Source organism: Lysinibacillus sp. EB271-A1-10B (assembly GCF_058791335.1).
Map to the genome: position 1 here is coordinate 1 of NZ_JBYTDL010000025.1, position 14,312 is coordinate 14,312.

The following is a 14,312-nucleotide window of genomic DNA, read 5'->3' on the forward strand; positions in this document are numbered from 1 at the left end:
AATTGAACCGCCGTATACGGATCCGTACGTACGGTGGTGTGAGAGGTCGGGAGCTAATCACTCCCTCCTACTCGATTTAAGGGCTTTATCAAATGTTTTTTCTATTTCATCAGAGTCTTTTGAAATTGCTAAGAGAATATAGCTATCTTTTGTTTTCAAGACATGTTTTTCTATTAGGAAATATTCTTCTGGTAAATAGTCTTTAAAACTTTTTGATTTTTTTTCGATTCTATTTGAAATTTTCTCTTTCATGGTGTCTACATTTTTCATATCTTTTACTTTAATCACAGTTATTTCATCAGCATTAATGTTTGTAGGGGCAGTAAAAAGAACAAAACTGTCCACTTCATCAGCATTAATGTTATATAACTTTTGAAGTTTTTTATGATCTCCTTCTTTCATTTCTTCTATATTTGTAGTTTGTTTTATTTGTTTTCCTATTTCTATAGCGGAAGGGTTATCAGATGTTTCTTGTTTTACAGAACAACCACTTAAAACTACTAGTGTAATTGTGCAAGCAAAAATAGTAATAACAGATTTTATATTAAAAGATTTTATTATATTTCTCATAGGTTTAATTCTCCTTGTCGTTTAAATCAGTTATAGATGAATCCTCAAAGAAAGTATTTGCATTGTAAAGCAGTAGCATTTCTTCGATTTTGTTTTTTTGTATGAACATATTTAGGTTATCGGTATAGTATCTAAGATCAATTATATGAATTTCACTAAAATGTGATAGTAAAAAGGGAAGTAAGGTATTTGCATAAGAATCTTTTACAACTAATAATTTTTTTCCATTCGTATTTTCAGTTGTTATCTTCACGAATGGATGATTTCCGTTGAAAAAGACAGTATATTTATCTTTTTTCTTAATGTTATTCATCTCATAAAGGGATTGAGAGGTTTTAGCTTCATCGACATACTCCACTTTGTATTTGATAGCTTCCTTAGGCTCGTATATTTCAATGCTATCCGGATCTATATGTCTAAAACCTGCTTTTGAATATAGTGAACCATAGAAACTATTCGTAATTTTTTTTATGTTGAATGACCCTTTTTGGATAGGAGTAAATTTCATATTTTTACTCAACTCTAGGTAGGCATAATATGCGCCTTTAGTAGTCCAATGATGATCGGTTTTATAAAATATATATTCATTCTTTTTTGAACTCAATATTGGATATACATCAATAAAATTAATTCCCTTATTCAAGGATTTCTTTACTTTATCAATATACGTAACCTCATCAACACGCGAAACATAATTAGGAAGTTTATTTTCTAAAATACTAATTGCCGTAGGTACCAACATTACGTGTTTTTGCACATTTGGATTTGCAAGATGAAAATTATTGATTGCTTCAATTTTACTTTTCACATCTTGATCTTCAGGTTTATTAAATTTTTGAAATAAAAAACCATTCTTACCGATATACACTCCGTTATTTTCTTTTTTACCGATTGTTCGATCTATATCAGATTTCATGCTGATCCAAAAATCTCTAAATGCAAACTGGTCAGAAATATATTTTTCATAGCTAGGAGTGAATTTTTTATCTAAAAGATTTTGAATAGAGAACGCGGGTAACTGTTCTAAGTTTCTATTCTCTGAATCTGAAAATGATTTGTTTGGAGTTAATAAATTAATAGTGAACATTCCACCTATAAACAGTGACAACAAACATGCCATTATACGTTTGTATATTTTTTCATAAGTATTCAAATAACTCACCTCTTTCAACTAAATATGATATAGATAAAAATTAAAATCTAAAATATAGGAATGGGTTATAAGTGTCGTTTACTAAATATGCAGTTGAAAGAACTACTAATATTACATAAAAGATTGGCATGCAAATAGCGCCTGGCAATTTCAATTGTTCTCTTATATAAACAAGTGCCTTTTTGGGGAATGGTGTTGAACAAATAGTTAAGATGCAAAATAGCATAAAATTAGTTGATAGATAATAGAGTGTATTATTATCCAAGAAAGCAGTTTGATTAAAGCCAAACATTGTTCCGATGAAACTAATTGCTACTGATAAGTTATCAAATTCAAAAAATACCCATCCAATTAATACGATAATAAGTGTGTACACATGTGCAATAATACGCATTCTATTTTTAAGCCATTTTAAAAGAAATAGCTTTTCTAGTGTTACAAATAATCCGAAGTACAGCCCCCAAACAACAAAATTCCAGCTAGCTCCATGCCATAATCCTGTTAAGAACCATACTATTAACAAATTTCTAAGCTGTTTGAGTAGTCCTGCCCGATTTCCCCCAAGAGGGATGTATACATACTCTCTAAACCAAGAGCCTAGTGAAATGTGCCATCTACGCCAAAACTCGGTGACACTTCTCGATATATAGGGATAGTTAAAGTTTTCTGGAAAATCAAAACCAAACATTTTCCCTAAACCTTGAGCCATAGCCGAGTATCCTCTAAAATCAAAATAAATTTGGAAGGCAAATGCAATAATCCCAATCCATGCTGTTAAAATAGTTAGGTCTGACATAGAGGTTGATTTAACACTCGTCCAAAGAAGTCCTATATTATTAGCTAATAGTACTTTTAGTGCAAGACCTCTAATAAATAGCTCCATTCCTTCGCCAAAACGATCTAATGTTACTTTTCTATCTTGTAATTGTTTATCAATATCGCTGTATTTTACAATAGGCCCTGCGACAAGTTGTGGGAACATTGTTACATAAGTACCGAAAGAAATAATATTTCTTTGTGCATGTACTTTACCTAAATATACGTCTATCACATAAGACATCGTTTGGAATGTATAGAAAGAGATTCCTATTGGAAGAGGGAGAGTCTCAACGTGAATATTTAAGTTGAAAAGGGTATTGATGTTGTCCACTACGAAACCATAATATTTGAAGAATCCAAGTAATCCTAAATTTATTATGATTGAGTTAATGAATATAGCTTTTGTAATACCCTTGCGACTTCTATATTTGTCTATAAGTACTCCATTCACATAGTCAAATAGGGTGGAGAATATCATAATGACTATATATACTGGTTCACCCCAGGCGTAAAAAATTAGACTGACTATAAATAATACAAAGTTCCGAAGAAACTTAGGGGATATATAATATAAAAGAATTGTTAATGGTAAAAATACAAAAAGAAAAATTAAGCTGCTGAATACCAAGATTCGTCACCTCCTAAATAGTTAAACTTACTTTTTAAAAATTTACAGTCCCTCTAGACTGTAAATTTTTAAATATGGACACTACTTAACAGAAATTTTTACAAGGTCGAGTAGCTGCGTATAATAATTAGCTTTAAAGTGTACTCCATCTTCATCATGTAATTCTGTATTTTTATCAAAAATCGGAGATAGATCAATGTATTCTGCTTTTTCAGCTTTTGCTAACTCTTTAAGTTTCGCATTATATTCATCAATGTGTATATATTGTGGAAACTCCTGTAATGCTTTATCCGTAACAGGTGTTACAGATAAAATGTGTATTTTTACATTAGGAAGCTTTTCTTTTACTTTTTGTATTAGTATTGAATAATTATCTAATGAATACTTGACTGGATTATCGATAGGGTTTCCTTCAAGATCCATTGGCATCAGTAAATCATTAATTCCAAAACTCATAAAAATATGTTCAGGGTTTCTTTCTACTACTTTGTCAACATCCCCCTCTAATGCCATAACTGTAACTTTACCTGCGTCAGCGATAACATTTGTATCATCGATTAATTCTTGATAATTAAGTCCTTCTGTAACAGAATCTCCAAAAAATAAACTATTTTTAAAAATAGATTTATATATGTCTTCCGGTTTTTTTTCATGCGAGGTATTTTGTGTGACTGTATTCGAAGTTTTTTCAGTTCCCTTTTCTGCACAGGCTGCGGAGGTTAGTGCAATAGCCCCCATCATTAGACAAATACATACTTTCTTTAACATCTTTTTCTTCCTCTCAAATCATATTTTTTGTAAGCGATAGTCGTTTGCATAAGCATCTGGCGTTTACAAAATATAGATTAATGCTTTTGGATAAAGATAAGATGCAGATAAGATATAAATCATTTAAAGAATAGACAAAGTGAAGGAAAGGAACAAAAAAATTTAATGTTGTTATTATGCAAATTTAATTTAGAGAATATGTATTGTGATAATTAAAAAGGAAGCGAATTGTTGCTTGTAGCAATAGTTCGCTTCCTTTTGTATTAGTTTTATATAATAAATACGATTTTTTATGCCTTTAAGGGTTTATTTCATTTGATTTTTTAAGTACTCCAACCAAATTGAGTAAAATTCAGGCTTAAAATGTATACCGTCCTTCACATACAGATCTTTACTATTTTTGAATATCGGAGATAAGTCGATGAAATTTACTCGTTCGTTTTTCGCTAACGTTTTAAAACCTTCATTAAAATCATTAATATTTTGATAGCGCATTTCTTTCTGTGCACGTTCCGGTGTAACGGGTGTAATCGATAGGATATTTATCTTTGTGTCAGGTAATTTTTCTTTTATTTCTTGAATCAGTTGAGAGTATTGAGTTATAGCAGATTCTTTTGTATCGATAAGATTACATAGTCCAAGCAAAATAAATATATTTTTCGGCTTTTGGTTAACTACTTGTTCAACATCTTTATGAGCATCTCCAAGTGATTTCCCAATAGCACTTACTACGTTAGCCTCGTCCAATAAATCAAGATCATGAAGTCCATCTGTTATTGAATCTCCTAAAAATACACTTGTTCTAAAAACGGATCCAAATGTAGAAGTATCTATATTAGACACAGGGGAGGATTCTTTTTCAAACATTGTGGAAGAATAATCCGATTTAGTGATTTTTTTCTCGCTATCGAGATTTCCGCAAGCCGATAAGACGGTAATTCCTAACAATGGGATTGTAATCAGTTTTTTTATCATAGACAGTTTCCTTTCGTATTATGTCTTGTCTAGGCTTTGCATATAAAGTGTTTTGCAAATCGTTCTGAATATAAGTTAATAGATGGAGATAAAGATTAAATGCAGATTAGATTGAGGTAAATTAAAGAATTAAAATAAGGTAGTTTTAACTATTAGAAGAATCAATATTTTCTATAGTAAATGAACGTGTTAATAGATCGTTAGCCAGTGGATCTGTACTACCATGATAATAAAAAGAAAAGGCGTATAGTTCAGAATCCAAATGTAATCTTTCGAGATGTATCACTATCTTCAGTTACCTGGATAGCGCATTAGGAGTTACCATAGCAATTGTACAACATTGACACTTTCTCACGCACAGTCAGGCAAGATGTAAGTAAAGAATTAAAAATCATAATCCCTTAGTTGATAGGAAAATAATGAATTGGAATAAATAAAAGTAGTTAATAATTAGATTGATATGCTTAATCCAAGGAATGAGTTCAACAAAATTCTAGGAGAAAACGAAAATAAGTATAGTGAATGGCAAAATTTTTATTTAACTAACTTATAAAAAATACTATTCTTTCAAATTTTTATAATCAGGAAGAATAGTATTTTTATTTTGTTTGTATTGATTACAAATTGTAATGACATAAGTGTAAATGAAACTATTCTTTAACTTACTTAGATATTATCTGCATTTTATCTTTATCTATCTCCAATAGACTATTTATTGTAATAAACATTTGAAGATAATAAATCTAATAGAAAAGGTTCAGCTTTATAACAAGTAATAATTAATAGAGAGAGGATAGACAAATAATGAAAGAATCAAAGAATAAAATAAATGTAATAAAGGTAGTAAAATCCCTAGGAATTGTTCTAGCAATATCTTTTTTCATATTCTTTTTTATTGGAAAGTTAAACTCTATTCCAGCAAATATGCAACAACATGAAAAAGAACTATATGAAGCATCACCAAAGAAGCAAGAAAGCCCTGATAAAAAGCCAGTCGAGAAAGTTGTTTATTTAACATTTGATGACGGTCCTACCACATTAACAAGTCAATTTTTAGAAGTATTAAAGGAACAAAATATTAAGGCAACATTTTTTATGATAGGAAGTAATTAGCAAAATACAAATTATCAGGAAAGTGTAAAGCGAGCAGTAATAGAGGGACATTATATTGGTGCACATAGTATGTCACATAATAGTGATAAGCTATATAAAAAAGGACAATTCGTACCAGAGATGAAAGAAACGTTAGCGCTTATATATGATATTACCGGTACAAATCCTAAACTAGTTCGCCCACCGTATGGGTCTGTACCAGGATTGGAGAGTAAAGAAATTCGCAATCAAATTGCAGAATCTGAAATAAGGGTGTGGGATTGGACAATTGATTCTCGTGATTGGGAATTAAAAGATAATCCAAATCAAATTACAGAAAATGTAAAAAGACAAACAACAGAAGATGTAGAAGTTGTTTTGATGCATGAAAAACCACAAACGTTACAAGCTCTTCCTGATATCATTAAATTTTATAAGGAGCAAGGATATGAATTTGGAGTATACAACGATGCAAGCCATTTTTATCTAAACTTCCAAAAGGATCACCGACTATAACAGATAAATATTATTTTTAGACTGTAGTTTTTGCTAATAATAAAGGAGAACTTTTAATTTTTTAAAGCAAATAATCAAGCAATATGCCGATCTTTCATAAAGAAAATCGGCTTTTTCCCTACTGAACACCTAGAGGGAAGAAACTATAAAAAGGGTCACTTGGGATAGGAGTGACCCTCAGTAACAAAATTCGGAGGTGTAAGGCTAAATTAGCTTTACATTACTATTTATATGTCGTGATGACGTTGTTTGTATAGTTCATAGCCTGAGAAACTAGATTTAATTTCTTTCAGCAACTGTCTTAAGCGAAAGCACAACGTCTGTTGCGGAAGTTTCCCACCTCTATAGTTGGTCAGATGGATGTGGATTTAAGCTACTTTTCAGCGGGTGTAAAATAGCCGCGGCGTCGTTTCACGCTACAGCTAAGAAATGTAAATTGAATTTTTATCAGTTTTAAGCTTTAACCTTTAATCCTAACAATGAAGCAAATCCAACCGCTTGTTCCGAGGATACTTCACAGCCTTTCAAGCTTTCCAACGTAACATTAAGTCTTTCAAATTTACATGTGCTAATATCAATGCCTTTTAGTGACGTTTGCGAAAAATCAACATCATTAATATCACTTTGAGAAAATATTACCTTATTAAAAGAGCATTCATAATAGTTCGCACCCTGTAGATTTGAATTATCGAATATTACTTGTTTTAAACGAGTCTCAGAAAAGTTACATAAATTTGCAATACAATTTTCAAAAGAAACGTTTCCTAAATTAGATTCTGAAAAATCTAGCCCTAATATTTTACAGTTTTCAAATTTGACTCGATGTATGATGCCTTCACAAAAGCTGGAATTAGATAAATCACAGTTTTCAAAAATTACATCAGTCAAATCAATTTTTCTAAAAGTAACATTTATGAATCTTACATTTTTAAAAATAACTTTTGATAAAATTAGTCTTTCGACATCCTCGTTATCAATTACAGTGTTAGAGATCATGCAGTTTGATAAATATGGTTCTTCTTCATAATAAATATCTTGAAAATTCGCTTTTTCTAAATGTAATGGTAATTTTGGTAATTCAATTTTGAAGCCTTTTGCCACAATAGCACACCTTTCAATACAGTTATTTACTACTAATATAAAAGTTTAAATAAAAGGCCTTAATTATATAAGACTATATTTTTTAGTAAAAGTGTGTGCAACATGATTGTTTGAAAAAATAAATTTATTAGTATTTTTAAAAAGTGATTTTATACATTTCTAAAAATGGTCAACCATAAATATTTTGCTGACCGTATAATCCTAATGGAGCGGTTTAGTTCAATAACGCATGATGTTATACTTTAAGGGAATTGTAAAAATTCGATGTTCATTTACTTAATTAAAACCTAAGAATATGTTAGTGAGGTATTTTAAATAATGATGAAAATAGTACCCCCTAAGCCTTTTTTCTATAAAGGTGGAAAGAAGGCCGTTTTACTATTGCATTCTTTTACTAGCAATACTATTGATATGAAGAAGTTAGGGAAGTATTTACAAAAGAACAATTATTCTTGCTACGCACCATTATATAGTGGGCATGGTTTAACAGCAGAAGAACTTCTCACATATAGACCATCAGATTGGTGGCAAGATGTCCTAAACGGGTACCAATTGTTGAAGGATGAAGGTTTTGAAAAAATAGCTGTGATTGGTCTTTCTCTTGGTGGTGTGTTTGCATTAAAAGTTGGTCAAGAGTTGGAGATTAATGGTGTTGTCACAATGTCAGTGCCAACAAATAGGGAAGCGGCTTTTCTCCAAAAGCGTGTCTTTCATTATGCAAAAGGATACAAACAACTTGAAGGGAAAAATGAAGAGCAAATAAATTTAGAATTGAAACGTCTTCAGAATATGTCTATCGATTCATTAATTGAGTTCCAACAGCTAATTAATACAACGATGAATAAACTAAGACTTTTAACCTCACCAATTCGTATATTATATGGTGAATTAGATGAACCATTGTATAAAGAGAGTGCAGAGGTGATTTTTCAAAGCGTTGCAACAAATCAAAAAACAATAAAAGGGTATCCGAACTCTAAACATTTAATGACAATAGGCACCGACATTAACGACGTGAACAAAGATATTCTTACATTCTTAAATGATTTAACTTGGTAATTTCATGAAAAAGCAACTAATCTTTAAAGTGGGAATTTTATAAGGGAAGAGTAGAAAAGCGTTCCTGTTATTACAGGAACGCTTTTCTACATCTGCCTGTAAAGATACATTGGGATGAGATTAATTCCCTTATAAAAGAAAAGAGTGGTGAAAAGGTTACTTGAAAAATATGGAGATTAAATATTTGAACTACTATGAAAACAAAAAGTAGACGATCACCGATCATTTGACAACAAAATCGAGGGTTAAAAAAATTCGAATAATTTAAAATGATAATGGTGTTTTTACCATTAATGGATTTATTATTAAAAGATTTGCGTTTGGATTTATTTAACCTTTAATGTTCAGTAACATTAGTTTAAATTTATTGAATTAAAACTTACAAAATTATAAGGTACATGTCATCAAAATTAATTGTTAAAACTAAAATTGTGTTTTAGAATTACTATTGTTGAAAATTTATTAAAGGTCACTCGTCCTAAAATGAACCGTATTTTGTATTTGAAGATTGCAATCCATGACGAATGTAATAGTTAAAGTAAAAGAAACTAGAAAATACTGCTATCTGAATGTTTCTTTTATTCCTAATAAATTGGAAATATGAATAAACATTTTAATATACAATGAGGTATTCCTATATACCCCGTAAATGTTAGTTGAAAAAATAACATATGCTGGGGGTTTTTATGAAAGAGGTTTACAAAAGTAGGGAGTAATGTACTAGCTGGCTTCAATTATATTTAACAACTTGACAGAATTCTAAATGGGGAGTAAGCTACATTAGCTGCGAAAAAAGCTATTGTGAAGTAACATTTTTTAAATGAAATACTTATAATCTAAGTTAATATAGAATGTTAGCTTAAAATCATCGTATGCGATAACGGCTAGTGACCTGCATCGGTAAAAACGCTACGTCCTGTGGCATTACCGAAATAACCGACATCGTTTCGGCCTTCACGCAGGCATAATTGATTGTTAAGTAAGTAAAAGAGGTGTAAAAATGAAAAATTTATTAAGTAAAAAAGATGGCCTTTTAAATAAATTTTTAGGGATATATTTATTAGCTGTTTTAATGTTATGGATGAAAACATACATCGCTCAAACAGCACAATTTAAACTAGGAGTAGAAGGAGTACTTCAACAATTCCTTTTACTAATAAATCCACTAGGTTCCGCAATGCTATTTCTAGGATTGTCATTTTTATTTAGTGGAAAGAGAAAATATACATCACTAGTTGTAGTATACACTCTGATGTCTATTGTTTTATATGCTAATATTGTTTATTACCGATTTTTTAGTGATTTCATAACATTACCTACTGTTACCCAAACGCAGAACTTCGGAGATTTAGGTGGTAGTGTTCTTTCTTTACTAAAACCTTATGATATCTTGTTCTTTGTAGATGTATTTGTAATGTTTTACCTACGATTCTCAAGAAAAGTACAAAAAGAGTCTAATCGTTTAGGATATAAAAAAGCAACGGCAATCATTGCATTTGCATTGGCAATATCCGTCCTAAATTTAGGACTAGCTGAAGCTGATCGTCCGCAATTATTATCTCGAGGTTTTGATAGAAACTATATTGTGAAATATCTAGGAATGTACAACTATACGATTTATGATTCAGTAGAAACGATGAAAGCATCTTCACAGAGAGCTTTGGCGGATAGTAGTGATATTACAGAAGTGATGAACTATACAAAATCTAACTACGCCAAACCCAATGCAGAATATTTTGGTGCAGCAAAAGGAATGAACGTCGTCTATTTACATTTAGAATCATTCCAAAACTTTTTAATCGACTATAAATTAAACGGTGAAGAAGTTACACCTTTCTTAAATTCATTAGCAAAAGATAAGAATACAATGTATTTTGATAATTTCTTCCATCAGACAGGTCAAGGTAAAACTTCTGATGCAGAATTTATGCTGGAAAATTCTTTATTTGGGTTACCACAAGGATCTGCTTATATTACTAAAGCACAAAATACGTACCAAGCAGCTCCTAGTATTTTAAAAGATTATGGTTATACATCTGCTGTATTCCATGGTAACAACGGAAGCTTCTGGAATCGAAATGAAATTTATAAATCATTTGGATTCGATCACTTCTTTGATGCTAGTTATTATGATACTGGTTCTACAGAAAACATGGCTGAATACGGATTGTTAGATAAACCATTCTTTAAACAATCTGAAAATCTTTTAAGTTCGTTACCACAACCTTTTTATACGAAATTAATTACGGTAGGGAACCACTTCCCTTATAAAATGGATCAAAGCTTAGTTACAATTGATAAAGCTAATACTGGAGATTCAAGTGTAGATAATTATTTCCAAACAGCACGTTATGCAGATGAAGCAATCAAACAAGCATTCGACCAATTAAAAGAATCAGGTTTATATGATAATACGATGATCGTTCTTTATGGTGACCATTACGGAATTTCAGATAATCATAATGATGCGATGGAACAAGTCATTGGAAAAGAAATTACACCATATGAAAGTGCTAATTTGCAACGCGTACCATTATTTATACATGTTCCAGGAATGCAAGGTGGGACTAACCATGCTTATGGTGGTCAAACAGACCTTCTTCCAACGCTATTACATTTACTAGGAATTGATACGCAAAAATTTGTTCAATTTGGTTCAGACTTATTATCAAAAGAGCATGATGAAATTGTACCATTTAGAAATAGCGATTTTGTCAGCCCTACGATTTACTCAATTAATGGGAAATTTTATGATAATAAAACAGGTTTACTACTAGATGATAGTCAATTAGAGCTTGCGAAAACTATCAAAGATCAAGTAGATCTTAAACTGCATCTATCAGATAAAGTAGTGAATGGTGACTTATTGAGATTCTATACGCCAACAGATTATACGCCAGTGGATCCTTCTAAGTATAATTACTCGAAAGATGCAGATGTAGAATCTAATTAACTAGTACCATATACAAGCAGTTGAATTGATATTTAAGAGTTTTATTTTCATAATGTCACATCAGAAAAGCGCGAGAGATCAATGTTTCTAATATTGATTTCTCGTGCTTTTTATAGTTTTGAACCAGTGTTATCCTAGCCTCTTAACGGCGAGTTATTATGATTAGATAGTGATGATACTACGCATGATAAGAATTATTTTAACCATATTAAAGATAAAATTCTCTGGGTAGATTTAGGGGATGATGATTAAAATAGTATAAACCGGCAGAAATAAAGGTTGCCGGTTCTGGATGATGAGTATCAATTTATTTTGTACTGTTTTTATTTGCAAATTGACCAGAAGCTTGATTTTTGTTAGCTTCTGCTTGCTGGATTTGTTGTCTAATTTGATTAACATCAGTCTCATTCCCGAATTCTTCGTTCATCGAGTTTACTGAACCAGAAGCTTGATTTTTGTTAGCTTCTGCCTGTTGGATTTGTTGTTTAATTTGTTGAACATCAGTCTCATTCCCAAATTCTTCGTTCATCGAGTTAAAGTTTTGGTTGTTGTTATTCATGGATTTCACCTCCTGAAAGTAGTCTGTACAGAAGATGTTTTATTATTCGAATAAAATAATCCTAAGGCAGAGTTAATACCAGCTAACATTAACTGTATATTACCTCGTAATTTATTAATTATTGAACAGTTAAAAAAACCCAGTAATAAACTGGGGTAATCGCCGTATCCTAATTAACGATGAAAATACGGTAGAAACTTTGTTCAATAGGTCTCTTTGTGAGTGAAATGGCCGATTCCTTTTAATTCAAAGTCAAAAAATTTAAGAATTAGTTCATTTTCAGTTTCAATACAGTAAGATTGAGCAATATCGGCTTTTCCTCCTTGTATAATATTTGCCAGTATAGGAGAGAAAAGGGGTAAATCAGTCAAGCTTAAATGTTTCGCCCCTTGAAAATGCACAGTATATGCTTCTTTGAAGTGTTCATTTTTGGGGTTGTTTGCTATATAAATGGAGTTTCTCTCAAGCTGTCTCCATACATCGTCAGAATAAATGTTAAGAAGATGGGGCGTAAAGTCTTTGCTGTTAGCTACAAAATCATCCATTTCTTTCTTATAAACAAGCTCACTAAAGAACGGGGCATCAATATTTACAACTGCACTTATATCATTACGCTCTCTGCCTAACCGCACACTTGCAGCACCGCCCATAGAATGCCCGAATACACCAATTTTCTCTGTATCGATTTGTTGATAAAGGGGGTTATTATCATTTTTTGACTTTTTAAGGATCGTATCAATGACAAAATTCATATCGTCTGTTCGTAATTTCATCCATTTTTGAATGAGATTGTACATTTCTTCATTCGAGTAAACGCCTTTATTCATATTTGTGACTTCATGACTAAAATCTGAATTGATCATAACTACTGTCCCATCCTCTGAACGAGTATAGAAGGAGTGATAGGGATGATCGATTGAAACGACTACATAACCGTGGCTTGCCAGCTCAGTATAGGTAGAACTGTTGCTTGTCTTGATACCGTATGCCCCGTGTGAGAACACCAATAAAGGGTATGTTCCATCTGCATTTTTGGGATACCAAAATTCTACATTAACAAATCTGTTGTCCCCGTTGTCAGTAAATTCCTCAATACGATTCTTGTCAATGTATGTGTCAGTAGTGGTTACGACTTCATATTTTCCTGTCACTTTTGGTGATGGGTGTTGTGGAAAGATAATTACAGGTGAGAGTGCTAATGCAAATGTCAATATCATCATAATGGACTTCCACACAATGTTAGAAGTTTTGTATGGTTTGATATTTATTTTGTTAAGAATAAGAGAAACAGTCCCATTTACGGCTAATAAGAAAAGTAGTATAGCAAGCATTATCCAGCGGAAAGCCCAGTCAATCACCGATGAAACAGTAAGTAGTACAAATATAATACATACAGCAATTCTAATCCAATTCTTTATTTTTTTGTGGTTTTGCTTAGTTGAAAGGCAATAGATGGCAAAGGTAATCTCGAAAATCAAATCGACTAATAAAAGTAAAATTCCCATATTCATAACTCCACCTCATTGGAAAATTTTTTTTGTAAAATCATCATACGAAACGGATGGAAGGATGTATATGGAAAAATGGTAAGCTGTATTCACAGGCCAATAAGATGCAAAAAAACGGCAAGCTCTAATGCTTACCGCAAAAATAATTTGTTATAGACAACAACTGCTTATTATTTATGACTAAAAATCCTTCTTAAATGCCTTTAGTTTTTCATTGATTTTTTTTGCATCTTTTTTATCATTTTGCCATGATAGTAGACGAACAATAATATAGATTACGGCAATTTGCAGTGCAAGAATGATTATTTCTGATGTGCTATTAATAAGATTAAAAGCGCTGCTAATGGCAATCAATAGAATCTCCAAAGTGAAGAAATGAATAATAATCCTTATTCGCATTTTCTTCTCGCTTAGATCGTTAGGAGAACATAAAGGTTAATGCACTTAAAAATGCAAATGCCATAATGATATAAATTGATTTCAAATCAAAGGGCATATCAGGATAAAACATTTGACGCAACAAAGTAATAATCATGATTATGGATGCGAAGATGATAAAGAAATTCTTAATGATCTTTTGCAGAAATTCAAAAAAATTCATATGTATCCCT

12 protein-coding genes and 1 pseudogene are annotated in these 14,312 nt (G+C 31.4%); 3 read left to right on the top strand and 10 right to left on the bottom strand.

Annotation, left to right across the window (positions count from 1 at the left end):
- Positions 1 to 57: 57 nt before the first annotated feature.
- From AC3WSK_RS22215 to AC3WSK_RS22235, 5 genes are all read right to left on the bottom strand, one after another.
- Positions 58 to 570: a DUF4358 domain-containing protein gene (locus AC3WSK_RS22215; protein ID WP_492414535.1), complete on the bottom strand. Its 513-nt coding sequence runs from the start codon at positions 568 to 570 to the stop codon at positions 58 to 60.
- A 4-nt stretch (positions 571 to 574) separates the two neighbouring features.
- Positions 575 to 1,723 carry a DHHW family protein gene (locus AC3WSK_RS22220; RefSeq protein WP_492414534.1) on the bottom strand — a complete coding sequence of 383 codons (1,149 nt, stop codon included), beginning with the start codon at positions 1,721 to 1,723 and terminating at the stop codon, positions 575 to 577.
- 40 nt (positions 1,724 to 1,763) lie between these two features.
- The gene (locus AC3WSK_RS22225; protein ID WP_079561262.1) at positions 1,764 to 3,170 is read right to left on the bottom strand and encodes an MBOAT family O-acyltransferase; all 1,407 of its coding nucleotides are present in this window, start codon (positions 3,168 to 3,170) and stop codon (positions 1,764 to 1,766) included.
- Positions 3,171 to 3,251: 81 nt separating this feature from the next.
- A complete protein-coding gene (locus tag AC3WSK_RS22230) occupies positions 3,252 to 3,938 on the bottom strand; it encodes a GDSL-type esterase/lipase family protein (protein ID WP_492414533.1) in 687 nt (228 codons plus the stop codon).
- A 306-nt stretch (positions 3,939 to 4,244) separates the two neighbouring features.
- Complete coding sequence (locus tag AC3WSK_RS22235) at positions 4,245 to 4,913, bottom strand: GDSL-type esterase/lipase family protein (protein ID WP_492414532.1); 669 nt, start codon at positions 4,911 to 4,913, stop codon at positions 4,245 to 4,247.
- A gap of 804 nt (positions 4,914 to 5,717) precedes the next feature.
- On the opposite strand from AC3WSK_RS22235, the pseudogene AC3WSK_RS22240 reads away from it, so the two are divergent.
- Positions 5,718 to 6,521 (top strand): annotated as a pseudogene (locus AC3WSK_RS22240) (polysaccharide deacetylase family protein).
- A gap of 453 nt (positions 6,522 to 6,974) precedes the next feature.
- Here the strand turns inward: AC3WSK_RS22240 and AC3WSK_RS22245 are convergent.
- Complete coding sequence (locus AC3WSK_RS22245; RefSeq protein WP_492414531.1) at positions 6,975 to 7,622, bottom strand: pentapeptide repeat-containing protein; 648 nt, start codon at positions 7,620 to 7,622, stop codon at positions 6,975 to 6,977.
- A 318-nt stretch (positions 7,623 to 7,940) separates the two neighbouring features.
- Between AC3WSK_RS22245 and AC3WSK_RS22250 the strand changes: the two genes are divergently transcribed.
- Both AC3WSK_RS22250 and ltaS read left to right on the top strand, forming a co-directional pair.
- Positions 7,941 to 8,681, top strand: coding sequence for an alpha/beta hydrolase (locus AC3WSK_RS22250; protein ID WP_240518258.1), 741 nt, complete (start codon positions 7,941 to 7,943; stop codon positions 8,679 to 8,681).
- A 1,000-nt stretch (positions 8,682 to 9,681) separates the two neighbouring features.
- The gene (gene ltaS / locus AC3WSK_RS22255; RefSeq protein ID WP_079561266.1) at positions 9,682 to 11,634 is read left to right on the top strand and encodes a lipoteichoic acid synthase; all 1,953 of its coding nucleotides are present in this window, start codon (positions 9,682 to 9,684) and stop codon (positions 11,632 to 11,634) included.
- Between the two features lie 307 nt (positions 11,635 to 11,941).
- Here ltaS and AC3WSK_RS22260 read toward each other — a convergent pair whose 3' ends face one another.
- The 4 genes from AC3WSK_RS22260 to AC3WSK_RS22275 all read right to left on the bottom strand — a co-directional run bounded on the left by AC3WSK_RS22260 (position 11,942) and on the right by AC3WSK_RS22275 (position 14,302).
- Entirely contained in the window at positions 11,942 to 12,202 is a 261-nt protein-coding gene (locus tag AC3WSK_RS22260) for a gamma-type small acid-soluble spore protein (RefSeq protein ID WP_276207748.1), read from the bottom strand.
- Between the two features lie 194 nt (positions 12,203 to 12,396).
- Positions 12,397 to 13,704 (bottom strand): alpha/beta hydrolase family protein, encoded by a 1,308-nt coding sequence (locus AC3WSK_RS22265; protein WP_492414530.1) that lies wholly within the window; start codon positions 13,702 to 13,704, stop codon positions 12,397 to 12,399.
- 177 nt (positions 13,705 to 13,881) lie between these two features.
- Positions 13,882 to 14,100, bottom strand: coding sequence for a DUF3021 family protein (locus tag AC3WSK_RS22270; protein ID WP_492414529.1), 219 nt, complete (start codon positions 14,098 to 14,100; stop codon positions 13,882 to 13,884).
- Positions 14,101 to 14,119: 19 nt separating this feature from the next.
- Positions 14,120 to 14,302 (bottom strand): hypothetical protein, encoded by a 183-nt coding sequence (locus tag AC3WSK_RS22275; protein ID WP_492414528.1) that lies wholly within the window; start codon positions 14,300 to 14,302, stop codon positions 14,120 to 14,122.
- Between the last annotated feature and the right edge of the window lie 10 nt (positions 14,303 to 14,312).

What these genes read in the sequence shown, in the direction of transcription:
- AC3WSK_RS22265 (WP_492414530.1), bottom strand. Translation starts at nt 13,704, where the DNA reads ATGAATATGGGAATTTTACTTTTATTAGTCGATTTGATTTTCGAGATT.
- AC3WSK_RS22270 (WP_492414529.1), bottom strand. Translation starts at nt 14,100, where the DNA reads ATGCGAATAAGGATTATTATTCATTTCTTCACTTTGGAGATTCTATTG.
- AC3WSK_RS22275 (WP_492414528.1), bottom strand. Translation starts at nt 14,302, where the DNA reads ATGAATTTTTTTGAATTTCTGCAAAAGATCATTAAGAATTTCTTTATC.
- AC3WSK_RS22235 (WP_492414532.1), bottom strand. Translation starts at nt 4,913, where the DNA reads ATGATAAAAAAACTGATTACAATCCCATTGTTAGGAATTACCGTCTTA.
- AC3WSK_RS22250 (WP_240518258.1), top strand. Translation starts at nt 7,941, where the DNA reads ATGATGAAAATAGTACCCCCTAAGCCTTTTTTCTATAAAGGTGGAAAG.
- ltaS (WP_079561266.1), top strand. Translation starts at nt 9,682, where the DNA reads ATGAAAAATTTATTAAGTAAAAAAGATGGCCTTTTAAATAAATTTTTA.
- AC3WSK_RS22230 (WP_492414533.1), bottom strand. Translation starts at nt 3,938, where the DNA reads ATGTTAAAGAAAGTATGTATTTGTCTAATGATGGGGGCTATTGCACTA.
- AC3WSK_RS22215 (WP_492414535.1), bottom strand. Translation starts at nt 570, where the DNA reads ATGAGAAATATAATAAAATCTTTTAATATAAAATCTGTTATTACTATT.